This is a genomic window from Sphingobium sp. GW821-FHT02B05 (assembly GCF_059421905.1).
Map to the genome: position 1 here is coordinate 1,113,814 of NZ_JBWKVW010000001.1, position 26,542 is coordinate 1,140,355.

Annotated in this window: 25 protein-coding genes; 1 reads left to right on the forward strand and 24 read right to left on the reverse strand. The window is 63.0% G+C overall.

The annotated features are described in order from the left end of the window. Positions 1-9: 9 nt before the first annotated feature. From AC07UX_RS05580 to AC07UX_RS05595, 4 genes are all read right to left on the reverse strand, one after another. Positions 10-1,386 (reverse strand): sensor histidine kinase, encoded by a 1,377-nt coding sequence (locus tag AC07UX_RS05580; protein ID WP_495190967.1) that lies wholly within the window; start codon positions 1,384-1,386, stop codon positions 10-12. Further along, positions 1,383-2,465, reverse strand: coding sequence for a DUF2336 domain-containing protein (locus tag AC07UX_RS05585; RefSeq protein ID WP_495190968.1), 1,083 nt, complete (start codon positions 2,463-2,465; stop codon positions 1,383-1,385). Before AC07UX_RS05585 ends, AC07UX_RS05580 begins: the two co-directional genes overlap by 4 nt. A gap of 56 nt (positions 2,466-2,521) precedes the next feature. Beyond that, on the reverse strand, positions 2,522-3,688 hold the full coding sequence (locus tag AC07UX_RS05590; RefSeq protein WP_495190969.1) for a hypothetical protein: 1,167 nt from the start codon (positions 3,686-3,688) through the stop codon (positions 2,522-2,524). 99 nt (positions 3,689-3,787) lie between these two features. Next, complete coding sequence (locus AC07UX_RS05595) at positions 3,788-4,090, reverse strand: Hpt domain-containing protein (RefSeq protein WP_495190970.1); 303 nt, start codon at positions 4,088-4,090, stop codon at positions 3,788-3,790. A 79-nt stretch (positions 4,091-4,169) separates the two neighbouring features. On the opposite strand from AC07UX_RS05595, the gene AC07UX_RS05600 reads away from it, so the two are divergent. Then, complete coding sequence (locus tag AC07UX_RS05600; protein ID WP_495190971.1) at positions 4,170-6,842, forward strand: coiled-coil domain-containing protein; 2,673 nt, start codon at positions 4,170-4,172, stop codon at positions 6,840-6,842. Between the two features lie 9 nt (positions 6,843-6,851). On the opposite strand, the gene aac(6') is transcribed toward AC07UX_RS05600, so the two are convergent. From aac(6') to AC07UX_RS05700, 20 genes are all read right to left on the reverse strand, one after another. Beyond that, positions 6,852-7,316, reverse strand: coding sequence for an aminoglycoside 6'-N-acetyltransferase (gene aac(6') / locus AC07UX_RS05605; protein WP_495190972.1), 465 nt, complete (start codon positions 7,314-7,316; stop codon positions 6,852-6,854). After that, complete coding sequence (locus AC07UX_RS05610; protein WP_495190973.1) at positions 7,313-7,582, reverse strand: DUF1467 family protein; 270 nt, start codon at positions 7,580-7,582, stop codon at positions 7,313-7,315. The genes aac(6') and AC07UX_RS05610 overlap by 4 nt, the downstream gene beginning before the upstream one ends. A gap of 9 nt (positions 7,583-7,591) precedes the next feature. Further along, positions 7,592-9,229, reverse strand: coding sequence for a ribonuclease J (locus AC07UX_RS05615; RefSeq protein WP_495190974.1), 1,638 nt, complete (start codon positions 9,227-9,229; stop codon positions 7,592-7,594). Continuing rightward, positions 9,229-10,008, reverse strand: coding sequence for a type III pantothenate kinase (locus AC07UX_RS05620; RefSeq protein ID WP_495190975.1), 780 nt, complete (start codon positions 10,006-10,008; stop codon positions 9,229-9,231). Before AC07UX_RS05620 ends, AC07UX_RS05615 begins: the two co-directional genes overlap by 1 nt. A 10-nt stretch (positions 10,009-10,018) precedes the next feature. After that, positions 10,019-10,720, reverse strand: a complete 702-nt coding sequence (locus tag AC07UX_RS05625; protein ID WP_495191800.1) for a biotin--[acetyl-CoA-carboxylase] ligase — start codon at positions 10,718-10,720, stop codon at positions 10,019-10,021. Positions 10,721-10,722: 2 nt separating this feature from the next. Beyond that, a complete protein-coding gene (gene nuoN, locus AC07UX_RS05630) occupies positions 10,723-12,159 on the reverse strand; it encodes an NADH-quinone oxidoreductase subunit NuoN (RefSeq protein ID WP_495190976.1) in 1,437 nt (478 codons plus the stop codon). Continuing rightward, positions 12,159-13,706 carry an NADH-quinone oxidoreductase subunit M gene (locus AC07UX_RS05635; RefSeq protein ID WP_495190977.1) on the reverse strand — a complete coding sequence of 516 codons (1,548 nt, stop codon included), beginning with the start codon at positions 13,704-13,706 and terminating at the stop codon, positions 12,159-12,161. The genes nuoN and AC07UX_RS05635 overlap by 1 nt, the downstream gene beginning before the upstream one ends. Then, positions 13,706-15,793: an NADH-quinone oxidoreductase subunit L gene (gene nuoL, locus AC07UX_RS05640; RefSeq protein ID WP_495190978.1), complete on the reverse strand. Its 2,088-nt coding sequence runs from the start codon at positions 15,791-15,793 to the stop codon at positions 13,706-13,708. The genes AC07UX_RS05635 and nuoL overlap by 1 nt, the downstream gene beginning before the upstream one ends. A gap of 10 nt (positions 15,794-15,803) precedes the next feature. Continuing rightward, complete coding sequence (gene nuoK, locus AC07UX_RS05645) at positions 15,804-16,109, reverse strand: NADH-quinone oxidoreductase subunit NuoK (protein WP_004211745.1); 306 nt, start codon at positions 16,107-16,109, stop codon at positions 15,804-15,806. Next, positions 16,106-16,717: an NADH-quinone oxidoreductase subunit J gene (locus tag AC07UX_RS05650; protein WP_495190979.1), complete on the reverse strand. Its 612-nt coding sequence runs from the start codon at positions 16,715-16,717 to the stop codon at positions 16,106-16,108. The genes nuoK and AC07UX_RS05650 overlap by 4 nt, the downstream gene beginning before the upstream one ends. Positions 16,718-16,746: 29 nt before the next feature. After that, positions 16,747-17,232, reverse strand: coding sequence for an NADH-quinone oxidoreductase subunit NuoI (nuoI, locus tag AC07UX_RS05655; RefSeq protein ID WP_150425304.1), 486 nt, complete (start codon positions 17,230-17,232; stop codon positions 16,747-16,749). Beyond that, positions 17,229-18,278 (reverse strand): NADH-quinone oxidoreductase subunit NuoH, encoded by a 1,050-nt coding sequence (nuoH, locus tag AC07UX_RS05660; RefSeq protein ID WP_495190980.1) that lies wholly within the window; start codon positions 18,276-18,278, stop codon positions 17,229-17,231. The genes nuoI and nuoH overlap by 4 nt, the downstream gene beginning before the upstream one ends. Continuing rightward, positions 18,275-20,281 (reverse strand): NADH-quinone oxidoreductase subunit NuoG, encoded by a 2,007-nt coding sequence (nuoG, locus tag AC07UX_RS05665; RefSeq protein WP_495190981.1) that lies wholly within the window; start codon positions 20,279-20,281, stop codon positions 18,275-18,277. The genes nuoH and nuoG overlap by 4 nt, the downstream gene beginning before the upstream one ends. Positions 20,282-20,283: 2 nt before the next feature. Then, entirely contained in the window at positions 20,284-21,618 is a 1,335-nt protein-coding gene (nuoF, locus tag AC07UX_RS05670; protein WP_495190982.1) for an NADH-quinone oxidoreductase subunit NuoF, read from the reverse strand. Continuing rightward, complete coding sequence (locus AC07UX_RS05675) at positions 21,615-22,298, reverse strand: complex I 24 kDa subunit family protein (protein WP_495190983.1); 684 nt, start codon at positions 22,296-22,298, stop codon at positions 21,615-21,617. Before AC07UX_RS05675 ends, nuoF begins: the two co-directional genes overlap by 4 nt. Beyond that, entirely contained in the window at positions 22,298-23,533 is a 1,236-nt protein-coding gene (locus tag AC07UX_RS05680) for an NADH-quinone oxidoreductase subunit D (protein ID WP_150425308.1), read from the reverse strand. Before AC07UX_RS05680 ends, AC07UX_RS05675 begins: the two co-directional genes overlap by 1 nt. Then, complete coding sequence (locus AC07UX_RS05685) at positions 23,533-24,327, reverse strand: NADH-quinone oxidoreductase subunit C (protein ID WP_495190984.1); 795 nt, start codon at positions 24,325-24,327, stop codon at positions 23,533-23,535. The genes AC07UX_RS05680 and AC07UX_RS05685 overlap by 1 nt, the downstream gene beginning before the upstream one ends. Before the next feature lies 1 nt (position 24,328). Further along, complete coding sequence (locus tag AC07UX_RS05690) at positions 24,329-24,883, reverse strand: NuoB/complex I 20 kDa subunit family protein (protein ID WP_120250226.1); 555 nt, start codon at positions 24,881-24,883, stop codon at positions 24,329-24,331. Beyond that, complete coding sequence (locus AC07UX_RS05695; protein ID WP_056689651.1) at positions 24,874-25,248, reverse strand: NADH-quinone oxidoreductase subunit A; 375 nt, start codon at positions 25,246-25,248, stop codon at positions 24,874-24,876. Before AC07UX_RS05695 ends, AC07UX_RS05690 begins: the two co-directional genes overlap by 10 nt. A gap of 475 nt (positions 25,249-25,723) precedes the next feature. After that, positions 25,724-26,536: an inositol monophosphatase family protein gene (locus AC07UX_RS05700; RefSeq protein ID WP_495190985.1), complete on the reverse strand. Its 813-nt coding sequence runs from the start codon at positions 26,534-26,536 to the stop codon at positions 25,724-25,726. Positions 26,537-26,542 lie beyond the last annotated feature (6 nt).

The window sequence follows — 26,542 nt, forward strand, 5'->3', positions numbered from 1 at the left end:
TGAAGATGTTTAGTTTCCGACCGGTAGGGAGAGGATGAAACGGGCGCCCTCGCCCGGCGCGCCACCAATGCGAATATCGCCATTCATCGCGCGGGCGAGGCGTCGGGAAATATAGAGGCCAAGGCCGCTCCCGCTGGCGTCGTCCCGGCCCAACCGTTCGAACTTCTCGAAAATCCGTTCCCGGTCCGCCTGCGCCACGCCCGCGCCCTGATCGATCACGGCGATGCGCGCCTGGCCGCTTTCCCATTCGGTCGCCACGCGCACTTCGGTGCCTTCGGGCGAATAGCGGACGGCGTTGCCGATCAAATTGACCAATATTTGCAGGATACGCCGAAATTCGCCGATTGCGGGCAGGCTTGCCTCCGGCGCCGGCGCGATGATGGTGATGCGCCGATCCAGCGCCTTGACCGCCAGCAGGCCCGCCGCGCGGCGGCCCAGATCGGCCAAATCCACCTCTTCGGCAATCACGCTGAAATCGGGCCGGTCGATCGCCTGCAAATCGGCCAGATCATCGACCAGCGCCATCAGATGCCGCCCCGCCGCCGCGATGTCATTGGCATAGCCGGCATAATCGGGGCGCAACGGTCCTTCCAACTGCGCGCTGATCGTATCGGCATTGGCGATGATCCGCCCCAGCGGCTGGCGCAACGATCGATCGAGGCGGCGGCCGAACTCGGCCGGGTAGATAGCCATCGGCGCTTCGTCCGCCATCGGCGCGACCACCGCCTTTTCCAATGGGAAGGCCGTGCCGCGATAGCCCGTCAACTGACCGGCGTGATCGAACATGGGGAAAGCCGAGAGGCGGAAACGACTTTTGCCTTCGCTCGCCAATACCGCCTGCTGATCGCGGAAGGCGCGCCGTTGGGCGAAACCCCGCAGCATCGCCATATCGCCATCTTCATCCGCTTCCAGCTGAAAATAGCTGGAGAAACGCGCGCCCGGCACAGGCGGATGGGTTGGCAGCACACCGCTGTCTCCGCCGCCCGCCAGCACCATCTGAAACCGCAATTGCGTGTCGATCTGCCAGGTCCAACCGTCCGCCAACGCCGCGATATCCGCGTCGCGTCGGCCATCATCGGGCAATGTCGGCGCGGATGGCCGCTCGCGCCAGTCCACGATCGACAGGCTCACACCCTGGTCGTCCGGCTTGGCCCGCACCCACATGTCGATATCGCCGCGCTGCGCCGCCGCGACCACAGGCCGCGACACCATAACGCCAAGGCGCGCCGCCAACCGGGCGATCGCCACCAGTTGCGGCACCGCAAAGGCTTCGCCCAGATCCGCCCCCGCCTCCTGCTGAAGCGTCAGCAACAGTGTGTCCGCGCTCAGCAGGCGGCCATCGGCGGACAGGGTGGCGCGGACGATGGCCGGCGATGGCGCCGTCATGTACCGGCCACCGCGCGCAAATGGTCGAGCTTCGCGCGCAGCACAGGCGACGTACGCAAGGCGCCGATCGCGCTGTCGGCCTGATCCTCGCTCACGCTTTGATAACGCTCCGCCTCCGCGACGATCGCCGCGTCCGAGAGGAAAGGCCGCACCGGGCGCAACGCGAGCAGCAAGATGCGATAGTCGGCCGCCGACCCACCCAGCGCACGGCACAGATATGCCAGTTCCGCTACCGGCCCCATCACCAGCATGGTGATCATGTGGCGGCTGTCCATCCGCAGCCGCCGCGCCGCCACTGCCGCAAACAGCAAGAAACGACGTTGTTCCAGCAAGGCGCCGAGCAATTCTGGTACGTCAGCCCGCTCGCCCATCCTGCGTACCAGTTTGTCCGCCTGCGCGATCGGGCACGCGGCCTCGTCATGATCGCGCAGCAGCGCCCAGCCCGACCGATCGAAGGCCGCCAAAGACCGATCGCCCCCGTCCACCATGGTTCGCCCCGAAACGACATGAAGGCAGGCGGCCACCGTCCAGAGCAGATCGGCAAAATATTCGGCCGGCAGGTCCGGTTTCATCGGCGCATCTTCACCGGCCAGAGCGAGCCAGCGCCCTTCGGCCAGCGCCAGCGCCGATAGCCCGTCGCCAAATTCCGGGTCGTCGATGGTCGGGATCAGGTCGCCCCGTCCTTCGTCCAGTTGTTCGACATCAGCCTGTCCAAATTGGCGCAGCATCAGCGTCACGCCGGCACGCATCTGCATATGTGCAAGAAGATCGGGACCGATCAGGCTGGGTTGCGCCCGCACCATCGACCAGGCGAGCGGCGCCGGCCAGCGATCCAGTGCGGCTGCAACATCGGGCGCATGCTCCAGCGACAGGCGCAGGGCCATTTCGATCGCGGCGATGCAGCCACCCAGATGACGACGGGTCTCCACGATCACGGCGTCAGGCCGCGCCTGCGTCTCATCAGGGAAAAAGAACGCCAGATCGATGGCATGACCGACCGGAACGGCGGACAGTCCCGCCATGGCGCGCGCCATCGGCCGGTCGTTCATCATGCCGGTAGGGGACGAATGGACGTTCATGCCGGACAGCATAATCGCACGTCGTTAAAATGCACTAAACCCTGCAGGTAAAATCATCATCCCGGCTTGCGCAAGAGCATGGCGCCAAGCGATGCAATTGCCAACAAGATCGCGGTACGAAAGCCCTGTGCCATCATGCCGACGAACCCGGTCAGGATCAGCAGCAGCAAGGCCGTGCCGGGGGTGAAGATCATCCATGGCCGCGCCGCGCCGGTACGGCCCCAACGATCGGCTACCATCACGATGCCCAGCAACAATGCCAGATCAGCCGCCATGGTGGTGCCGCCGGCAAAGACCATGCCCGCCAGCACGGCCAGCGGCGCGCAAAAGGCCAGCCAGTTCGTCAACGGCGCGCGCAACGCCAGATCGCCCAGCCGGTCGCTGATTTCAGACAGGAGCAGCGCACCGCATAGCAGGAAAAAGCCGGTCAGCGGCCATCCCAATTCGATCGGCACAAGCGCGACGGTGCCCAGCGCGACCGCGGCGATCCGCACCTGAATTGCCGGCACCTGCATCCGCATCAATGGCGGACTGACGATCCGCGCGACCGGCGCCAGCAGATAATGTTCGATGCCTCCCCGCGCCTGCGCCTGCGCCGCGCCGACGGCGGTTACCGCCTGCGCCACCAGATCTGCCTGCGCCTGCGTTTCGACCAGTGCGACACGCCCTTCCAGCAGGTCGTCCTGTGGCACGGTGATCCGCCGCGCCCCCTTCTGTACGGCGGTGCGCACCAGCGTGAGCGCCAGATCCCAGTCGCCGATCATGTCGAGCGTGCCGAACAGCAGGTCCGGACTGATCCTTGCCAGCCCGGCCCAACGCTGGCCCGCGTCGATCCGCTCAAAAGGGGTGCTCGCCCGGCTATCGTCGACTACCAGCATGACATTGCCGTCCGCCGCGCCCATTGCATCGAAATGCGCCTGCGACACGATTGCGCCATCGGCGACAAGCAAGACGTCGCTGTCGCGCGGCGCATCCCGCACCATCGACACCATGTCCCGCACCAGCGCGACGGCGATGCCGTCCGCGCTCAGCCGATCGACGGCCTGAGAAAGGGCCGGTGTGATGACGCTCACCAATATCATGATACGGTCGGCGCCGGCCTGCGCCGCTTGCCGCGCCTGATATTCCACCAGGGTCTGGCCGGCGAAATAGAGGCTTGCACGCAGGCCCGGAGGCGAATCGCCCGATGCGCGGCTGGCGCTGAGAATAGCGGCGAAGCTCATATTGTTACGCTTGTGACCCGATTGTTGTGCGGCGACCTTTTCGCAAGCGCGCGCGTTTCGCGCAAGCGGCCCATTTGCTCAGACCACGGGCAGAACCGATCAGGCTTGATCGAGCACCTGCAATGCCGCCCGCAACTTGCGCAGCACGCGCGGATCGCCGGGTGCCGCGGCCGCTGCCTCGTCGGCCAGCGCGATCAGGGCGGTCAGACCAAAGCTGGCCGCAAGCCCCTTCAATCGCCAGGCCGCCAATTCCCAATTGGCGTCGCAACGCGCCCGCCCCAACAGATCGACTTGCCGGGTGGCGCTTTCCAGAAAGGCAACGCGCAGATCGGCGATCAACGCACTATCGTCGCCGACTGCGGCCGCCAAAGCGGCATGAAGGGCGCCAGGATCATAGGACATGGGACAAACGCTATCGGGCTTGCGTTAAGTTTTGGTAACAGGGCATTTCCGAAGCGGGAAAAGATGCTAGGATGCGGACATGACAGGGGGCAGCACCATCGTCGAGTTCTGGCGAGACGAACAAACCGCGACCGGCAACGAGTCGCAGATGGACGATATTTTGCTTTTGAAACAAGCCGTTCTCGACATAGATGAGAATGAGGCGGCCGACGGCGTTGGCGAAAGCTCGGTAAGGAAGATGCGCTGGGCCCTGGCCGTGCTGGCGATCGGCTGGGTCGGCTTTGCCGGCTGGGCCATTGCTACTTCTGGCAATCTGGCCGCCGGTCCCTTCGCCTGGGCCAATGGGTTCGTCACCCTCGCTATTCCCCTGATATTGCTGGCCGTCGTCTATATGCTGCTGGTCCGCAACAGCCGGACCGAATCACGCCGCTATCTCGACACCGCACGCGCGCTGCGAACCGAAGCGGATCTGCTGGAACTGCGGCTAGGTCGGATCAGCACCCAATTGGAATCCGCGCGCCAGGCGATGCAGGATCAGGCCGAATTGCTCGACAGCTATGGCGCCGCGGCCAGCAGCAATATGGAAGCCTCCGCCGAACTGATAGCAGGGCGCGCCCAGACCACCGCCGACAAGGCCGAAACCGCCGAGCGTGCGGCCATGGCCCTGGTATCACGGATGGATCAGCTGATCGGGTCGATCCCCGAACTGGAAGATCGTACCGGTCGCATGACCGCGCAGATGATGGACAATGGCCATGCCCTGTCCGAACGGATCGACACGCTGGAAGCGCGGTTGCATGCGCTGGGCGAACTGTCCGACGATGCGCGCGCCCGCACGCTGGCCGCAACCAAGAGCCTGGCGAGCCAGCTGACCCAATTGCAGGAATCGACCCGGTCGGCCGCCGAAGAGGTTACAGGCATGTCCGACATCGCGTCGGGCCGGATCGACGCGACCGCGCAGGGCGCGCGGCAGGCGATGGACCGCAGCCGTGAAGATATCGAAGCACATGCCGCCGCGCTGACGGCGTTGATCGACGCGGCGCAGACCGGGGTTGCGACCACGAGCGCGCAGGTGCGCCAGGCGCTGACGCAGGATCTGGATGCCGCCGAAGCTGCCTTACGCACCCGGCTGGACAATGCGCAGCGTACGATACAGGCCGGCATGGCCACCACCGACGACGCGCTGACCCGTCGGGCCCAGGCGCTCGAAGCCTTGGTATCCGCCGCCGAAAAGGGCATCGGTCAGGCCAGCCAGGACGCCATGGCGGTGCTGGAGCGCGACATGGAGGCGATGGAAACGGATCTGCGTCGTCGCCTCGACGCGGCGTTGCAACGCGCGCAGGAGACCCTGGCCATCACCGATGGCGGCCTCAGCAGCCAGACAGCATCGCTCGACGCGCTAATCAATCGCTCGCGTGAAAGCCTGACGGCGATCGGCGACGAGACTGTCGCCGGCCTTAGCGATACGATCGGCGATGTCGAAAGCCGACTGCACCAGATCAACGACCTGATCGAAGGGCAGCGCAGCCTGATGTCCGGCCTGCACAGCGGACTGCACGACACGATCGCCAGCACCGAAGTGCGTTTTGCCGCGCTGGAGGACAGCGCTCTGGCGCGCGGCGAACGGTTGACCGGCGCGCTGATGCGCATGACGGAGGAAACGCAGCGCATCGACCAGGCGCTGGCGGCGGGCGGCGTGACCGCCGAAAAGCTGATCGGTTGCGCCGAAACGCTGCTCGTCGCACTCGATTCGAGCGTTCGGGAACTGGACGAAACCTATCCGGCCGCGCTGGAGCGGTTCGACGCCCGCCTGCAACAGAGCCGCACCCTTTTGGGCAGTACCACGCCCGAAATGGAACGACTGGAGGCGATTTCGGAGGCGCTGGTCGGGCGGACCGAGGAAGCCGAGGAAATGCTGCGCGGTCAGGGCAGCCGCCTGACCGAATGGCTGGAAAGTACGCAGGGCGGACTGGAGGCCAATCGCGCCTTGGTGGAGCGGTTGCGCACAACGCTGGACGGGGCGCATCAGGATGCAACCCGCATTACAGAAGGCGCCGGGCCGCTGCTGGTGACCGCATTGTTGCGGGTCAAGGACACGGCCGATCAGGCCGCCGAGCGTGCGCGGCAGGCATTGGGTCGCGCGATCCCCGACGCTGCGCAACATTTGGCCCAGGCCAGCGACGAAGCGTTACAGGCCGTGATTGGCGAGAAGGTCACAGCGCAGATCGAGCAGGTCGCGCGGGTAGCAGAAGAGGCAGTCAAGGCCGCGCATCAGGCATCGGAACGCCTGACCCGTCAATTGCTGACGATCGCCGACACCAGCGCCAGTGTGGAGCAGCGGATCGAAGAAGCAGAGCGTGCGTCGGAAACCCGCGACCGTGACCATTTTGCGCGGCGTTCGGCGCTGCTGATCGAATCGCTCAACAGTACGGCGATCGACGTGGCGAAGCTGCTGTCCAACGATGTGACCGATTCGGCCTGGTCCGCCTATCTGAAGGGCGACCGGGGCGTGTTTACACGCCGCGCGGTGAAGCTGCTGGATGCCGGCGAATCGCGCGAAATCGCGATCCATTATGATAATGACGCGGAATTCCGCGATCATGTGAACCGCTACATCCACGATTTCGAATCCATGTTGCGGATCATCCTGTCGGCCCGCGATGGCAACGCATTGGGCGTCGCGGTCCTCTCGTCCGACATGGGCAAGCTCTATGTCGCCCTCGCCCAAGCCATCGAGCGACTGCGGCAGTAAGGCGGCGGCTCAGCCGATCAGTTTGCGAAAATAGACCACCCGCTCGGTTTCAGCGAAACCGGCGGCCTGGTGAAAGGCATGGCTGGACAGATTGGCGATATCGGCGTCCGACGCCATTTCGGTGCAGTCCATGGATCGTCCCCATGCCGCCACCGCTTCGATCAACGCGCGCGCCAACCCGGCCCGTCGTGCATCAGGCGCGACATACAGCCCCTCCACGAACAGAACCGGGCTGGTATCGCACCCATTGACATAATCGTGGCGCAGCGCCGCCTCGACAAAGGCGACGGCATCGCCCTGCTCGTCCAGTGCGACAAAGGCAGCCGCGCCGTTGGCGCCTGCCGCCAGACTGTCGGCAATATCATCCCGATGATCGGATAGGCTGGCATCCGGCCAGAGCGCGGCGCGCATCCGCGCCCAGGATTCCGCATGAACGGCAGCGGCGCGAACGATCCGCTCCGCCGCCTCCCTCATCGCGCGACGCGATAGCCGGGCAGCATGTCCAGCGTCACCCAGCCCTGAACATAATTGGCATAATAGAGGCCGAACAGGATCGTCGCCAATATGGTCGCGCGCATCATCACGACGGTGGGGCGGAAATTGCTCGGTGCGCTGTCCGCCTGCCCCTTCAGCAGCACTTCACCCGTTTCATTGGGGGTACGGATGCCGAAGGGGAGCATGATGAAGGCACTGATGACCCACATCAGGAAATAGATGGCGAAGATGGCGTACCAGTTCATCGTGCCTTTTTAGGCGCGAACGATCAGAACGTCCACTATCGGCTTCTTGCCGGTCCAGCGCGTCGCGGTGCGGCGCACGGCCAGACGGAGACGTTCCCGCAAGGCCTCTTCCTCCAGCGATCCCTTGGGAATGGCAGCGGCGGCTTCCTCGGCCGCTTCCGCCAGGAAAGCCGCCTTGTCTTCCTCCACCGGCACACCCTGCGTCCGCAGCATGGGATCGCCGATCAGCTTGCCCTTGCGGTCGATCGCCACGGCCACGCTGATCTGACCATGCAGGCCGAGCTTGCGCCGCTCGTTCATGGTCGATCCGTCGGCGGGCAGGATGACGTCGCCGTCCAGCACCAGTCGCCCGGTTTCCTGCTGGCCGATAATTTCCGGCGCACCTGGCGCCAGACGCAGCAGGTCGCCGTTGGACTGAACCACCGCATGGCGGATGCCCGTGGCAATGCCAAGCCGCGCCTGCTCCGCCATATGGCGGCGCTCGCCATGGACCGGCAGCAATATCTCAGGCCGAATCCAGCGATACATGGCTTCCAGTTCCGGTCGGCCGGGATGACCCGACACATGCACCTCGGCCTGGCGATCGGTGATCATCAGGATATTCTTCTGCGCCAGTGCATTCTGGATGCGGCCGATGGCGATTTCATTGCCGGGGATTTGCTTGGACGAGAAGACGACCGTGTCCCCTTCCGCCAGCTTGATCGGATGGCTGTCGAACGCGATGCGCGACAGCGCGGCCCGCGCCTCACCCTGTCCGCCCGTGGCGATGATCATCACCTCATCGCGCGGCAGGCCCATGACGTCGTCCCAATCGACGGTCGGCGGAAAATCCTTGAGATAGCCTGCCGCCTTGGCAGTGCCGATGATGCGGTCGAGCGAGCGGCCAGCGACGCACACCTTGCGTCCCGTCGCCGCCGCAACTTCCCCCAAAGTCTGCACCCGCGCGGCATTGGACGCAAAGGTTGTGACCAGTACCCGCCCCTTGGCGCCGGCGACGGCCTGCATCAGCCCATCGCGCACATCGCCTTCGGAACCGCTGGCCTTGTCGTTGAACACATTGGTGCTGTCGCACACCAGCGCCAGCACACCGTCGTCGCCGATCGCGGTCAACTCCGCCGGGGTCGAGGGCTGGCCGAGCAGCGGTTGCTCGTCCAGCTTCCAGTCGCCGGTGTGGAAGATGCGGCCATAAGGCGTGTCGATCAGCACCGCATTGCCCTCCGGAATGGAGTGGGCGAGCGGGACATAGCGGAAACCGAACGGACCCAGACTGAAGCTGCCTTCATTCTGGATCACATGCAGCTTCACGTCCTTGCTGAGGCCCTCCTCTTCCAGCTTCATCCGGATCAGGCCCGCGGTGAAGGGCGTGGCGTAAAGCGGCACGCCAAGGTCGGCGGCCAGATAGGGGATCGCGCCGATGTGATCTTCATGCCCATGGGTCAGGACGATGCCCAACAGGTCGTCGCGCCGGTCCTCGATGAAGCTCAGGTCCGGCAGGATCAATTCCACGCCGGGATAATTGGGATCGGCAAAAGTCAGGCCCAGATCGACCATGACCCATTTGCCCTGGCAGCCATATAGATTGACGTTCATGCCGATTTCGCCCGAACCGCCAAGGGCCAGGAAAATCAGTTCATCCTTGGGTATCATTATGTTTTCAAACTCCGCTCGTGCAACAGCGCCAGCCCCAAGATGGTCAGGTCCGGTGCGATCGCATCGAAAATATTGCTATTGTCATTGAAGAGGACGGCTAGTCCTCCGGTCGAAATTACCTTGGCCGGACGGCCGATCTCGGCGCGGATACGCGCGACCAGCCCTTCCATCATCGCCACATAACCCCAAAAAACGCCGATCTGCATCGCATCTACCGTGGTGCGCCCGATCACCGACCGGCTTTCCGGTGGCTCGATCGCGATTTTGGGCAGTTTGGCTGCGGCGGCGACCAGCGCATCCAGCGACAGGTTGATACCCGGCGCGATCACGCCGCCCTTGTAGGCACCGCTATAATCGACCACGTCGAAGGTCGTCGCCGTCCCGAAATCGATGACGATCAGATCATCCTGATAAAGATGGTGGGCGGCGATCGCATTTACAACCCGGTCCGCACCAACGGACCCAGGCTCGGCCACGTCCAGCTTGATGCCCCAATCGACCGGTCCCTGGCCGGCGACCAGCGCCGTGGTCTTGAAATATTTCTCGGCCAGCACCTGCAAATTATGGAGCGCGCGCGGCACGACGGTGGCGATGATGACGGCTTCGACATCGGCGATGGCATAGCCTTCCAGCTGCAAAAGCTGGTTCAGCCAGACGACATATTCGTCAGCCGTGCGCCGGGGATCGGTGGCGATGCGCCAGCGTGTCTTGATCTCGCGCCCGTCTAGCAGCGCGAAAACGACATTGGTGTTACCCGCGTCGATCGCGAGAAGCATGGCCGGTCCCTCAGTTGAGAATGATGTCGCCGGCGTGAATGGCACGACTGTCCCCATTCGCCAAGCGCAGGATCAGCATGCCCTGTCGATCAAGCGTGTCGAATGCCCCCTCGACCTGCCCGCCATCTGGCTGAATCACGCGCATCGGCGTGCCGGTAGGATGGGCATTGAGCAGCCAGTGGGTGCGGATGGGGTCCAGCCCCTGCGCCCGCCAGATGGATAGCCAATGACCGAAAAGCTGGGCGAGCCGATCATAAAGCGCTTCGGCCGAGGCGTCTCCGCTCCCCTGCGTCATCAGGCTGGTGACCGGGCGATCCAGCCCGACCGGGTGGCCGGTCACGTTGATGCCGATGCCCACGACGATCGCGTCGCCCGCCCGCTCAAGCAATATGCCGGCGATCTTGGCGCCATCGACTAATATGTCATTGGGCCATTTGATCCGCGCTTGGCCCACACACAGCGGCGCGACAAGTGCATGGACCGCATTGGCGGCAACCAGCGCCAGCGTGTGGGGCAAAGGATCGGTCGACTGCAACCGGACCAGCGTAGAGCAGTAAAGATTGCCATCGGGGCTTTCCCAGGTGCGCCCCATGCGCCCCTTGCCTCCGGTCTGGCGCGCGGCGCGCAACCAGCTACCGTCAGCGCCCCCCTGCTCCGCCAACGCCAGCATATCGGCGTTGGTGGAACCGGTTTCCTCGACGAAACGAAGCAGCGTCAGAAGAGCGACGCTGCCGCGGCAGCGCTCGCCTGATCCAGCATGGGGTTGAGCAGGTAACCCAGGACGATCACCACGGCGCAGGCCGTCAGGATGATGTTCTCGACCGGGCCGCCCTTCGCCTCATAGGTGGCGACCGGCTCGTCGAAATACATCGTCTTGATGATCTTGAGATAATAGAAGGCACCGATCACCGACATGGCGATACCGAAGGCGGCCAGCGCCGTCAGGCCGGACGCGACCGCCGCATCGAACACCAGGAATTTCGCCCAGAAGCCGAAGAGCGGCGGGATACCGGCCATCGAGAACATGAAGATGGCGAGCGCGGCCGCCAGCCCCTTGCGCGACTGCGACAGGCCGGCCAGCTTGGCGATCTCCTCGACCGGCTTGCCGTCGGCATCGCGCAATTGCAGGATGCAGGCGAAACCGCCGATGGTCATGATGACGTAGATCGCCATGTAGCTCATCGTCGCGGCCGCACCGGCGGGCGTACCGGCCGCCAGACCGATCAGTGCGAAGCCGACATTGTTGATCGACGAATAGGCCATCAGGCGCTTGATGTTCGTCTGGCCGATGGCGGCCACGGCGCCGAACAGGATGGAGGCGAGCGCGACGAAGATCACGATCTGCTGCCAGTCCAGACCCGCCGGACCCAGCGCCTCGATCGCGACGCGCACGGTCAGGCCGATGGCCGCAACCTTGGGCGCGCTGGCGAAGAAGGTCGTGACCGGGGTCGGCGCGCCTTCATAGACGTCGGGCGTCCACATGTGGAACGGCACGGCGCTGATCTTGAACGCCAGCCCTGCCAGCACGAAGACCAGACCGAACAGTTCGCCCTTCGACACGCCATCACCCAGCGCCACGGCAATGCCGTCGAACGCGGTGCTGCCGGTGAAACCGTAAAGCAGCGAGATGCCGTAGAGCAGGATGCCACTCGCCAGCGAGCCAAGCACAAAATATTTCAGGCCGGCTTCGGAAGAGCGTACGTCCTGGCGCATGAAGCTCGCCAGCACATAGGAGGCCAGGCTGTTCATTTCCAGGCCGACATAAAGCGTCAGCATGTCGCCCGCCGAGACCATCATGCCCATGCCGATGGCAGCGAACAGGATCAGCACCGGATATTCGGGGCGCGGATTGCCGCCTACCGAGAAGAAGCGCGGAGCCAGCAGGATAGCCGCCGCCGCTGCACCATAGATCAGCGCCTTGGCAAAGGCCGAAAAGGCGTCTGCGCGGTAGAGGCCATCAAAGGCGTCCGGACCATGGGCCAGCGAGCAGGACAGAGAAACGCCTGCGATGGCGAGCACGATCACCGACAGCCAGTTGACGATCCGGGCCGAGCCGTCGCCGCCAAAGGCCGCGACCAGCATCAATGCCAGCCCACCCGCCGTCAGGATGAGTTCCGGCACGACCGCCAGAAGGGAAGCGGAGTCAATCATCAGTGCGCCTCCCCGTGCGCGGATGCTTCTTCATGGTGGCCCTCGCTTTTAGGCTTGGGCGCACCCATCTTGATCTTGGAATCTCCTGCGGGAGCCGCAGGGGCGAGGCGCGCTTCGAGCGCGCGGATGTCGGACCGCATCGGGGCCAGGAAGCTTTCCGGATAGACGCCCATCCACAGCACCACGGCTGCGATCGGCGCCATCAACCAGAATTCCCGGATCGACAGGTCGGGCATGGCCGCAGCATCGGCATTCACCTGATCGCCGTAGCAGATGCGGCGATAAAGATAGAGCATATAGGCTGCGCCCAGAATGATGCCCGTGGTGCACACCAGGGCGACCCAGCTCGATGCCTGATAAACGCCCATCAGCGACAGGAATTCACCGACGAAGTTGGACGTACCCGGCAGACCGACCGATGCCATGGTGAAGAACAGGAACAGCACGGCGTAGCGCGGCATGTTGATGCTGAGGCCACCGTAGCGATTGATCTCGCGGGTATGAAGGCGGTCATAGACGACGCCCACGCACAGGAACAATGCGCCAGCGACCAGACCGTGGCCCAGCATGACCATCATCGCGCCCTCGATGCCCGCCTGGTTGAAGGCGAACAGGCCGATGGTGACGATCGCCATATGCGCGACCGACGAATAGGCGATCAGCTTCTTCATGTCCGACTGAACGAGCGCGACGAGGCTGGTATAGACCACCGCGACCATCGACAGGCCCCAGACCAGCGGCGCCAACTGCGCCGAGGCTTCGGGGAACATCGGCAGCGAGAAGCGGATGAAGCCATAGCCACCCATCTTCAGCAGCACGCCTGCCAGAATGACCGACCCTGCCGTCGGCGCCTGAACGTGCGCATCGGGCAGCCAGGTGTGGACCGGCCACATCGGCATCTTCACCGCGAAGCTGGCGAAGAAGGCCAGGAACAGCCAGGTTTGGACATGCGGATCGAAGTTATAGGCCATCAGGACCGGAATTTCGGTCGAACCGGCTTCATGTACCATCCACATCATCGCGATCAGCATCAGGACCGAACCGAACAGCGTATAGAGGAAGAATTTGTACGAAGCGTAGATGCGGTCCGCGCCACCCCAGATGCCGATGATCAGGTACATCGGGATCAGGCCGGCTTCGAACATGATGTAGAAGAGGTAGAGATCCTGCGCCGTGAAGACGCCGATCATCAGCACCTCCATGAACAGGAACGCCGCCATATATTCGCCGACGCGCTTGTTGATCGCGCTCCAGCTGGCGCCGATGCAGATCGGCATCAGGAACACGGTCAGCGCGATCAGCATCAGGGCGATACCGTCGATACCCAGCGCCCAGGCGAAGCGACCGAAGATCGGCGCATATTCCTGGAACTGCCATTGCAGCCCGCCCTGGTCGAAATTCATCCACAGGACGATGCCGAGGACGAAATCGACCAGAGTCGCGATCAACGCGATCCAGCGCGCAGTGTTGGCGCCCGCGAACAGGCAGGCGATGGCCCCGGCCATCGGCACTGCCATCATCAGGGAAAGGATGGGGAAGCCGTCCATTATCGTGTCATCGCCCAGGTTGCTGCCGCGGCGAGCCCGATGAGCATCACCAGCGCGTAGGTGTAGAGGTAGCCGGACTGAAGCCGACGGGTGATCTTGTTGCCCTGCACGACCAGAGCGGCCAGCCCGTTGGGGCCGAAGCGGTCGATGAAGCCCACGTCACCGAACTTCCAGAAGAAGCGGCCGATGGCGAAGGCAGGCTTGACGAACAGGAAGTTGTACAGTTCGTCGAAGTACCACTTGTTGAGCAGGAACTGGTAGAGGCCGCCGAAGGTCGCGACGAAGCGGCGCGGCCAGTCGATGTTCTTGATGTAGGCGAGCCAGGCGATGACCAGACCGGTCAGCATCACCGTGAACGGCGAGAACTTCACCCAGGTCGGCACCAGATGCGCTTCGTGCATCAGATGGCTGTCGAACGCGAGCGCGCCCTTCCAGAATTCGATGCCGCCTTCTGGCCCTATAAACTGGTCGTGGAAGACGAAGCCGGCAAAGACTGCGCCCAGGCTCAGCACCAGCAGCGGGATCAGCATGACCAGCGGGCTTTCATGCGGGTGATAGCCGCCGGTACCGTCGCCGGCATCATGCGCATGATGATCGTCATGGCCATGGGCGTCATGGGCATGCGCCGCATGCGCGTCGTGACCATGCGCGTCGTGACCGTGGTCGTCATGGCCATGGCCATGGGCGTCATGCAACGCATGCTGGATATGCTCGGACTGGGTCCAGCGCGGCTTGCCGAAGAAGGTGAGGAACACCAGGCGCCAGCTATAGAAGCTGGTCAACAGTGCAGCGAACACGCCGACGATGAACGCACCGGTACCCGCACCGCCAGCCGCATAGGCCGCTTCGAGGATACCGTCCTTCGAATAGAAGCCGGCAAAGCCCACGCCGACGATCGGCAGGCCGACGCCGGTGATGGCCAGCGTTCCCAACGTCATCGTCCAGAAGGTGATCGGGATGCTCTTACGCAGGCCGCCATAGTAGCGCATGTCCTGTTCATGGTGCATCGCATGAATGACCGAACCAGCGCCCAGGAACAGCAGCGCCTTGAAGAAGGCGTGCGTGAACAAGTGGAACATCGCCGCGCCATAGGCGCCGACGCCCGCGGCGAAGAACATATAGCCCAGCTGCGAACAGGTCGAATAGGCGATGACGCGCTTGATATCTGTCTGCACGGTACCGACCGTCGCGGCGAACAGGCAGGTCGCGGCACCGACATAGGTGACGACGGTCAGCGCCGTTTCCGACGTTTCGAACATAGGCGACAGGCGGCAGACCATGAAGACGCCGGCAGTCACCATGGTCGCCGCGTGGATCAGCGCCGACACAGGCGTCGGGCCTTCCATCGCATCCGGCAACCAGGTGTGCAGGCCAAGCTGCGCCGACTTGCCCATCGCGCCGACGAACAGCAGCAGGCAGAGCACGGTCATTGTGTCGAAGCGGTAGCCAAGGAAGCCGATGGTCGAGCCGGCCATGGAGGGCGCGGCCTCCAGGATTTCCGGGATCGATATGGTGTTGAACACCAGATAGGTGCCGAAAATGCCCATCATGAAGCCAAGGTCGCCGACGCGGTTGACGACGAACGCCTTGATCGCGGCCGCGTTGGCGCTGGGCTTACGGAACCAGAAGCCGATGAGCAGGTAGGAGGCCAGGCCAACGCCTTCCCAGCCGAAGAACATCTGGAGCAGATTGTTCGCGGTCACGAGCATCAGCATCGCGAAGGTGAAGAGCGAGAGATAGGCGAAGAAGCGCGGCTGATCCGGCTCTTCGTCCATATAGCCCCAGCTGTAGAGGTGGACGAGGCTCGACACGCTGGTGATGACCACCAGCATGACCGCCGTCATCGTGTCGACGCGCAGCGCCCACTGGGCATCGAAGCTGCCGCTTTCGATCCAGGTGAACAGCGGCGTGACCGATGCTTGCGCGTCGCCGAGCAGGAAGGGAATGAAGGTCGCCCAGCTCAGCGCGCAAGCGATGAACAGCGCGCCGGTGGTGATGATCTTGGCCGGCAGCTTGCCAAGGGCCTTGTTGCCAAGGCCGGCGATGGCAGCCGCCAGCAGCGGAAGAAGGACGATATACTGAATCATGTCAGGAGGCTCAGCCCTTCATCCGGTTGACGTCGTCGACGGCGATGGTGCCGCGACCGCGGAAGTAGATGACGAGGATGGCAAGGCCGATGGCCGCCTCACCCGCCGCGACGGTCAGCACGAACATCGAGAAGACCTGACCCACCAGATCGCCCAGGAAGGCGCTGAAGGCTACGAGGTTGATGTTCACGCTCAAAAGGATCAGCTCGATCGCCATCAGGATGATGATGACATTCTTGCGGTTGATGAAGATGCCCAGCACCCCCATCACGAAGAGGATGGCGCTGACCACCATATAATGTTGAAGGCCGATCACAGCTCCACCCCCTGCCCCACGGGCTGATTGATGTTTCGCGTCGCATCCTGCGGACGGCGACGGTTCTGCTTGGCGACATTCTGGCCCTTCACGCCGCCACGAGCGCGGTGGGTCAAGACGATGGCACCGATCATGGCAACCAGCAGGACGATGCCCGCCGCTTCGAACAGGAAGATGTAGCGGGTATAAAGCAGCCCGCCGATCGCCTGAATGTTCGACAGTTCCGGGTTGGCCGGCGCCGCGCGCTGCGCAAGTTCGATCGGACCTGCACTCCACAGGCCGATGCCCAGAATGATTTCCGCCAGCAGCACCAGCGCGATAAGCAGGCCGAAGGGCAGATAATCGACGAAGCCAGCCCGCAGTTCGGCGAAGTCGATGTCGAGCATCATGACGACGAACAGGAACAGCACCGCCACCGCGCCGACATAGACGATGACGAGCAGCATCGCGATGAATTCGGCGCCGAGCAGGATCATCAGACCGGCAGCGTTGAAGAAGGACAGGATCAGCCAGAGGACCGAATGGACCGGGTTGCGCGACAATATCGTGAGCGCGCCGCTGCTCACCACCAAAATGGCGAACAGGTAGAAGGCGAGGACGTGGATCACAGGTTCATATTCCCTTTGACGCCGGCGGCTTAACGATAGGGGGCATCGGCGGCAAGGTTCGCGGCAATCGCCCGTTCCCACTTGTCGCCGTTTTCCAGGAGCTTGTTCTTGTCGTAGATCAGCTCCTCGCGGGTTTCGGTTGCGAATTCGAAATTCGGTCCCTCGACAATCGCATCGACCGGGCAGGCTTCCTGGCAGAAGCCGCAATAGATGCACTTGGTCATGTCGATGTCGTAGCGCGTGGTGCGGCGGCTGCCATCGTCGCGCGGCTGCGCTTCGATGGTGATCGCCTGCGCGGGACAGATGGCCTCGCACAGCTTGCATGCGATGCAGCGTTCTTCCCCATTGGGGTAGCGGCGCAGCGCATGTTCACCACGGAAGCGCGGCGAGATCGGGTTCTTCTCGTACGGATAGTTGATCGTCGCCTTGGGCTTGAAGAAATACTTCAAGGTCAGCCAGTGCGCCTTCACAAACTCCCAGAGGGTAAAGCTCTTGACGTAATAACCGAGGCTCATTGTGCGCCTCCATAGCGCGTCAGCATGAGGAAGCCCGAAACCAGGAAGACGAAGAAGAGCGAGGTCGGCAGGAAGATTTTCCAGCCCAGCCGCATCAACTGGTCATAACGGTAGCGGGGCACCGTCGCCTTCACCCAGGAGAAGACGAAGAAGAAGAAGAGCATTTTGGCGAACAGCCAGAGAATGCCCGGCACGGCATAGAGCGGCGCCCAGTCGAGCGGTGGCAGATAGCCACCCCAGAACAGGATCGCGTTCAGCGCGCACATCAGGATGACGTTGGCATATTCGCCAAGCCAGTAGAGCGCGAAGGCCATGGACGAATATTCGGTCTGGTACCCCGCGACCAGCTCGCTTTCCGCTTCGGTCAGGTCGAATGGGGCGCGGGCCGTTTCGGCAAGCGCCGAAATCAGGAACATGATCGCCATGGGGAACAGCAGCGGGTTGATGAAGTTGCCGTTCACCAGACCATAATAGCCCTTCTGGCTTTCGACGATCGCGGTCAGGTTGAAACTGCCTGCCCACAGCACCACCGTGATGATGATGAAGCCGATCGAAACTTCATAGCTGATCATCTGCGCGCTGGCGCGGATCGCGGAATAGAAGGGATATTTGGAGTTGGACGCCCAACCGGCCAGCACCACGCCATAGACGCCCAGCGAACTGATCGCCAGAATGTAGAGCAGGCCGACATTGATGTTGGAGACGACCACGCCCACCTGGAACGGGATCACCGCCCAGGCCATGAGTGCCACGGTAAAGGTGATGATCGGCGCGATCAGAAACAGCGTCTTGTTCGCCGCCGACGGAATGATGGTTTCCTGAAGGAAGACCTTCAGACCATCTGCAAACGACTGGAGCAAGCCGAAGGGACCAACGACGTTGGGACCACGGCGCAGCGCCATCGCCGCCCAGATCTTCCGATCGGCATAAATGATCATCGCCACCGCCAGCATGACGGGAAGGCAGATCACCAAAATGCCGATGACGGTGGAAAGCAGCCAGGCGCCTTCGAAAGGCAGGCCGAGGCCTTGGAAGAAAGCGGTCACTCTGCGGCCTCCGCATACTCGGCACCATGGATCAGCTCGGCAGAGCATTGCTGCATCGTCGGGCTGGCACGGCAGATGGCGTTGGTGAGATAGAAATCCTTGATCGGCGAACCGAACTCGCCGGTCGCACCGGTGGGCAGCGACGGGATGGACCAACCATAATTGGCCAGACCTTCCACGCCCAGCGCCGGAACCGCCTTCACCATTTCGGCCCGCAGCTGCTCGAAGCTGTCGAACGGCAGCTTGGCGCCCAGCGCTTCGGACAGCGCGCGCAGGATCGACCAGTCTTCGCGGGCGTCGCCCGGCGCGAACACGGCCTTTTCACCAAACTGCACGCGGCCCTCCAGATTGACATAGGTGCCCGCCTTCTCGGCATAGCTGGCGCCCGGCAGGATCACGTCCGCCGCGTGCGCGCCCTTGTCGCCATGATGGCCGACATACAGCTTGAAGCTGCCTTCGAACGCCGCATAATCGACTTCGTCGGCGCCCAGCGAGATCAGCAGCTTCGGCGCGGCCTGCGCCACCGCCTTGATGCCACCCTGCGTCGCATAGCCCAGCATCAGGCCGCCCATGCGGGCCGCCGCGAAGTGCAGGACGTTATAGCCGTTCCAGCCCTCTTTAACGAGGCCCAGCGTCTCGACCAGCGCCAGCGTGTCGCCATGGGCGCCGTCCTTGGCCAGCACGCCGCCGCCGACGATCATCGCCGGGCGGGCCGCACCCTTGAACGCTTCCAGCACTGCTTCGGGCAGCTTGGCGAGCAGCGAAGCGTCGTTACCCAGCCATTCGACCTTGTAGGTCAGGTCGACTTCCGGCCCGACCGCGAAAATCTTCGCGCCCTTCTTGATCGCCTTGCGGATGCGGGTGTTCACCAGCGGCGCTTCCCAGCGCAGGTTGGTGCCGACCAGCAGGATGACGTCAGCGGTTTCGAGGTCTGCGAGCGGCGTGTTGAACACCACCGACGACAGGCTCGATACGTCGTAGGACAAGCCGGTCTGACGGCCTTCCAGCATCGTGCCGCCGAGCTTTTCGACCAGTGCCTTGCCGGCGAACATGGTTTCGCAATCGAGCAGGTCGCCCGCGATCGCCGCGACGCTGCCGCCATGCTGGACAGCGGCGACGGCGGCAAAGGCTTCTGCCCAGGTTGCCGGAACCAGCTTGCCATTCTTGCGGACATAGGGCTTGTCGAGGCGTTTGCGGACCAGACCATCGACATTGTGCCGGGTCTTGTCTGACGCCCACTCCTCGTTCACGTCATCGTTGATGCGCGGCACGGCGCGCAACACCTGACGGCCGCGGCTGTCGAGGCGGATGTTGGTGCCCAACGCATCCATCACGTCGATCGCATGGGTTTTCTTCAATTCCCACGGACGCGCTTCGAAAGCGTAGGGCTTCGACGTGAGCGCCCCGACCGGGCAGAGGTCCACCACATTGCCCGACAGCTCGCTCTTGGCGGCGTGTTCGAGATAGGTGGTGATCTGCATATTTTCGCCGCGATAGATGGCACCGATTTCCGGCACGCCCGCGACTTCCTCTGCAAAGCGCACGCAACGGGTGCACTGGATGCAGCGGGTCATGACCGTCTTGACGATCGGTCCCATATTCTTCTCGGTCACGGCGCGCTTGTTTTCGTCATAGCGCGACGAACCACGGCCATAGGCGACCGACTGGTCCTGAAGATCGCACTCGCCGCCCTGATCGCAGATCGGGCAGTCGAGCGGGTGATTGATGAGCAGGAACTCCATCACCCCTTCGCGGGCCTTCTTGACCATTTCGCTGTCGGTACGGATTTCCTGGCCTTCGGTGGCCGGCAACGCGCACGAAGCCTGGGGCTTGGGCGGTCCGGGCTTCACCTCGACCAGGCACATGCGGCAATTGCCCGCAATGGAAAGGCGCTCATGATAACAGAAACGGGGGATTTCCTTCCCCGCCTGCTCGCAAGCCTGAAGAACCGTCGCCCCGGCCGGGACTTCCAATTCTACGCCGTCTACTTTGACCTTCGGCATGGTTACTCCGCTGCCTCCATGACGGGGGCACTACCCTTGTTCTCATTGATCCGGCGCTCGATTTCCGGGCGGAAATGCTTGATGAGGCCCTGGATCGGCCAGGCAGCCGCGTCGCCAAGCGCGCAGATGGTGTGGCCTTCGACCTGCTTGGTCACCTGGAACAGCATGTCGATTTCGCTCTGGTCCGCGTCGCCGGTGCGCAGACGCTCCATCACGCGCCACATCCAGCCGGTGCCTTCGCGGCACGGCGTACACTGGCCGCAACTCTCATGCTTGTAGAAGTAGGAGAGGCGCGAAATGGCGCGGACGATGTCGGTCGACTTGTCCATGACGATGACGGCGGCGGTGCCAAGGCCTGAGCCGAGCGCACGCAGACCGTCGAAATCCATCGGCGCGTCCATGATTTCCTTTGCAGGAACCAGAGGCACCGACGATCCGCCGGGGATGACAGCCAGCAGATTGTCCCAACCGCCCCGAATGCCGCCGCAATGACGGTCGATCAGTTCGCGGAACGGGATCGACATCGATTCCTCGACCACGCACGGCTTGTTCACATGACCGCTGATCTGGAACAGCTTGGTGCCACGATTATTTTCGCGGCCGAAGCCGTTGAACCAGGCCGCGCCACGGCGCAGGATCGTCGGGCTGACCGCGATCGATTCCACATTGTTCACGGTGGTCGGGCAACCGTAAAGACCCGCACCCGCCGGGAAAGGCGGCTTCAGGCGGGGCTGGCCCTTCTTGCCCTCGATGCTTTCGATCTGTGCGGTTTCCTCGCCGCAGATGTATGCACCCGCGCCACGGTGGACGAAGACGTCGAAATCATAGCCGGAACCGCAGGCATTCTTGCCGATAAAGCCCTTTTCATAGGCCTGTTCGACGGCGGCGAAGAGAACCTTCGCCTCATAAATGAACTCGCCACGGATATAGATGTAGGCGGCGCGCGCCCGCATCGCGAAACCGGCGATCAGCGCGCCCTCGATCAGCTTGTGCGGATCGTGGCGGATGATTTCGCGGTCCTTGCAAGACCCCGGCTCGGATTCGTCTGCGTTGATGACGAGGAAGCTGGGACGGCCATCCTTGCTTTCCTTGGGCATGAAGCTCCACTTCATGCCCGTCGGGAAGCCGGCGCCGCCACGACCGCGCAGGTTCGACGCCTTGATGATGTCGATGATGGCGTCCTGCCCCAACTCCATCAGCTTCTTGGTATTGTCCCAATCGCCGCGCTTCATGGCGGCGTCGACGCCCCAATCCTGGAAGCCATGGACGTTGGTGAAGATACGGTCCTTGTCGGACAGCGGCCCGACGAAGGGCGCCGGTGCGGGTGCATCGGTCATGCCGTCGCTCCTTCGTTCCATTGACCGCGATAGTCGTGATTCTCGCCGACCATCTCCTTGAGGGTGGTCGGGCCGCCTTCGGGCGCGCTCGTCTGGCGGTCGATCTGCGGGCCGATCTTGGGCTGGCCGCCAGAGGCCAGCGTCTCCAGGATCGCGCTCATGCTGTCATAGGTCAGATCTTCGAAATTATCGTCGTTGATCTGCACCATCGGCGCGTTGGCGCAGGCGCCAAGACATTCGACTTCGGTCAGCGTGAAGAGGCCGTCGGGGGTCGTGCCACCCTTGACCAGCCCCTTGTTCTTGCATGCCGAAAAAACATCGTCCGAACCGCGCAGCATGCACGGCGTCGTGCCGCACACCTGCACATGATAGCGGCCGACCGGCGCAAGATTGTACATGGTATAGAAGGTCGCGACTTCATAGACGCGCATATAGGGCATATCGAGCTGACGCCCGATATATTCCATCACAGGGACGGGCAGCCAGCCATTGGTCTGCGTTTCCGCCGCCACCTGGCGCTGGGCCAGGTCGAGCAGCGGCATCACAGCCGACTGCTGGCGACCGGCGGGGTAGCGCGCGATGACCTTCTTGGCCTGTTCGGCATTTTCGGCCGTCCACTCGAACGCGCCCCAGCGCGCGCGGGTCTCGGCCTCATCCGGGATATGAACTGCGTCAGCCATTAGCGGTCACACTCTCCAAACACGATGTCCATGGCGCCGAGGACAGCGGTGGTGTCGGCCAGCATGTGGCCCTTCATCATGAAATCCATCGCCTGCAAATGCGAGAAGGCGGTCGGGCGGATCTTGCAGCGATAGGGCTTGTTGCTGCCGTCGCTGACCAGATAGACGCCGAATTCGCCCTTGGGGCTTTCGGTCGCGACATAGACTTCGCCCGCCGGCACATGAAAGCCTTCGGTATAGAGCTTGAAGTGGTGGATCAGCGCTTCCATCGACCGCTTCATTTCACCGCGCTTGGGCGGCGACACCTTGCGGTCGAAGCTGGCGATCGGCCCTTCGGGCATTTCATTGAGGCACTGCTTCATGATGCGTGCCGACTGGCGCACTTCTTCGACGCGGACCATGAACCGGTCATAGCAGTCATAGGCCGTGCCGACCGGAATATCGAAGTCCATGCGGTCATAGACGTCGTAAGGCTGCGCCTTGCGGATGTCCCAGGCGATGCCGGAGCCGCGCAACATCGGGCCGGAGAAGCCCCATTTCAGCGCGTCTTCCTTGCTCACGATGGCGATATCGACATTGCGCTGCTTGAAGATGCGGTTGTCGACCACCAGGCTCATCGCATCCTCGAACAGGCGCGGCAGACGGGTGTCGAGCCAGTCGGCAATGTCGGTCAGCAGCTTGAGCGGAACATCCTGATGCACGCCGCCCGGCCGGAAATAGGCGCTGTGCATACGCGCACCAGAAGCCCGCTCGAAGAAGTTGAGGCAATCCTCGCGGATTTCGAACAGCCACAGGTTCGGCGTCATCGCGCCGACGTCCATCACATGCGATCCCAGGTTCAGCATGTGATTGCAGATGCGGGTCAGTTCCGCGAAGAACACGCGCAGATATTGCGCGCGTAGCGGCACTTCCAGGTTCAGCAGCTTTTCGACGGCCAGAACATAGCTATGCTCCATGCCGAGCGGCGAACAATAGTCCAGCCGGTCGAAATAGGGCAGCGCCTGCATATAGGTCTTATATTCGATCAGCTTTTCGGTGCCGCGATGCAGCAGGCCGACATGCGGGTCGCAGCGCTCGACGATTTCGCCTTCCAGTTCCATGACCAGACGCAAAACGCCGTGCGCCGCCGGATGCTGCGGGCCGAAGTTGATCGTATAATTCTGGATTTCCGTGTCGCCATAGGCCGGGTCGGCCGCATCGGTCACATGGTCCAGCTTTTCCAGATAATCGGACATTATGCCTTGTCCTCCGGCTTGGCAGCACCCTTGCCTTCATCGATGGCGGCAGCAGGCTTGGCCGGGGCGTCGCCCGACTTTTCCTCTGCCTTCTTGTTGGCGGCGTCGCCAGCACCGGTGTCGGCCTTGCTCTCGGTCGCCTTGGGCGTCGGGGCGGCGGCGGGTGCAGCCGGGGCGGCGGGCGCAGCGGCCTTTTCGTCGCCGGGCAGCACATATTGCGCGCCTTCCCACGGGCTCATGAAGTCGAAGCTGCGGAAATCCTGCGCCAGCTTCACCGGTTCATAGACGACGCGCTTATCCTCTTCGGAATAGCGCAGTTCGACATAGCCGGTCAGCGGAAAGTCCTTGCGCTGCGGATGCCCCTTGAACCCGTAATCGGTCAGGATGCGGCGCAGGTCGGTATTGCCGTCGAACACGACGCCATACATGTCGAACACTTCGCGCTCCAGCCAGCCGGCGACCGGCCAGAGATGCGTGACGGTCGGCACGGGCATATCTTCGTCGGTCGATACCTTCACGCGGATGCGGTGGTTCCGCGTGACGCTCAGCAGATGATAGGCGACCTCGAACCGTTCGGCACGATCCGGATAGTCGACGCCGGCGATTTCCATCAGCTGCTGATAATGACCCATGTCACGCAGCGCGACCATGGCGTTGGCCAGGTCCTCTCGCACGACGGTGAAGGTCAATTCGTCGGCATGATCGACGGTTTCGATCAGCATGGACCCCAGCAACGCGCCGATTTCCTCGGCAATGCCTTGGGGGTTCACGATCTTGGGTGCGGAATGGGCCATATTAACGCTCGATCGTCCCGATGCGGCGGATCTTCCGCTGCAACTGCATCACGCCATAAAGCAGGGCTTCGGCGGTCGGCGGGCAACCCGGCACGTAGATATCGACCGGCACGATGCGGTCGCAACCACGGACGACGGAATAGCTATAATGATAATAGCCGCCGCCATTGGCGCAGCTGCCCATCGAAATCACATATTTCGGGTTGGACATCTGGTCATAGACCTTGCGCAGGGCAGGCGCCATTTTGTTGCACAGCGTACCGGCCACGATCATCACGTCCGACTGGCGCGGGGACGCGCGCGGCGCGGCGCCGAAACGCTCCATGTCGTACCGCGGCATGTTGACGTGGATCATTTCCACCGCGCAGCAGGCGAGACCGAAGGTCATCCACCAGAGCGAGCCGGTGCGCGCCCACTGGAACAGTTCCTCGGTCGACGTGACCAGGAAACCCTTGTCGTTCACTTCGCCGTTCAGAGCGTTGAAGAAGTCCTGGTCGGGCTGCGTGCCCTGCGGGGGCAAGGTGCCGGGCGCAGGGTTATAGAGTTCTACTCCCAATCGAGTGCTCCCTTCTTCCACGCATAGACGAGGCCGAGCACCAGCTCCGCTATGAAGATCATCATCGTTGCCCAGCCGGCCCAGCCGATCTGGTCAAGGCTTACAGCCCACGGGAACAGGAACGCCGCCTCCAGATCGAAAATGATGAAGAGAATGGCGACCAGATAGAAACGCACGTCGAACTGGCTGCGCGGCTCTTCAAACGCGGGAAAACCGCATTCATATTCGGAGAGCTTGGCAGGGTCGGGCTTATGCGCACCGGTCAGGCGGCCCACCAGCATCGGCAAAAAGACGAACGTGCCGGAAAGCAGCAAGGCGATCCCCAGAAAAATCAGGATCGGCAGATATTGGGCGAGGTCGACCAATGTTATCCCCTGGGACAAATTGTCATTGTTGGGGGCGCTTTAGGCCCGCTGCACATGCGAAGCAAGGGGCCAAGGGACTGAGAATGATTCGCAAAAAATCCGTATGTTAGCGGTAGCGGCGGAACACCAGGAACACTCGTTCAAACAGGCCGGAAACCGGCGCGGCAAAGGCCTGGACCGCCGATATCGTCCAGCGGCCTCTTAAGGGGTTATGCGTATCGCGCAGTCGTCTTGCACGTGGCACGCACAACATGACGTACCGGTTCATCTCGGCTGACCGCCATTCCAAGGCCGCCCCGACTCCATCTGCAACAGCGCACACGCAGCGCGACGACGGCGCCAACTGTCCATGACGAAGAAAGCCGGCGGCCGTCCGCCCCTCCCCAATCGGGCGGGCGGCCGGTCGCCGGTTTTTCTTCAAACGACTCGCCTGCCGACCTCGATGGTCAGCGGATGGCGGCGGAATGACGGCAGATCAGCGCAACGCGCCGGCCACCAACTTATGCAGCTTGCTGTGGATCGCGTCATTGCCGGCGATCACTTCCTTGCGTTCGATCGCCTGATCGCCGCCGCGGAAATCGCTGGCGAAACCGCCCGCTTCACGGACCAGCAACAGGCCGGCGGCAACGTCCCAGGGCTGCAAACCGCTTTCCCAATAGCCATCATAGCGGCCGGACGCGACATGGGCGAGGTCGAGCGACGCGGCGCCGAAACGGCGGATGCCGGCAACCGAGGGAGCGACTGCCCCGAAAATGCGGGTCCATTCGGCCATGTTACCATGGCCCATGAACGGGATGCCGGTGGCGATCACGCAATCGGCCAGGTCGCGTCGGGCCGACACGCGCAGGCGCTGGTCGTGACGCCAGGCGCCCCGGCTCTTTTCCGCCCAATAGCTTTCGTCGGTGACGGGCTGATAGATGAGGCCGGTGGTGACCTCCCGCTTGCCGCCGTACAGCGGCTCTTCGACGGCGATCGAAATCGCGAAGTGCGGGATGCCGTGCAGGAAGTTGGTGGTGCCGTCCAGCGGATCGATGATCCAGCGCGGCTTGCTCGGATCGCCTTCGATCACGCCCCCTTCTTCCAGCAGGAAGCCCCAGTCGGGACGCGCCTTCTGCAATTCTTCCACCAGCGTCTTTTCCGCCTGCTGGTCGGCCTTGGACACGAAGTCCGCCGGCCCCTTGCGGCTGACCTGAAGATGTTCGACTTCGCCGAAGTCGCGGCGGAGCTTGCTGCCCGCCTTGCGCGCGGCGCGCTCCATGACGGTAAGAAGACCGGAATGCGATGCCATGTTTTT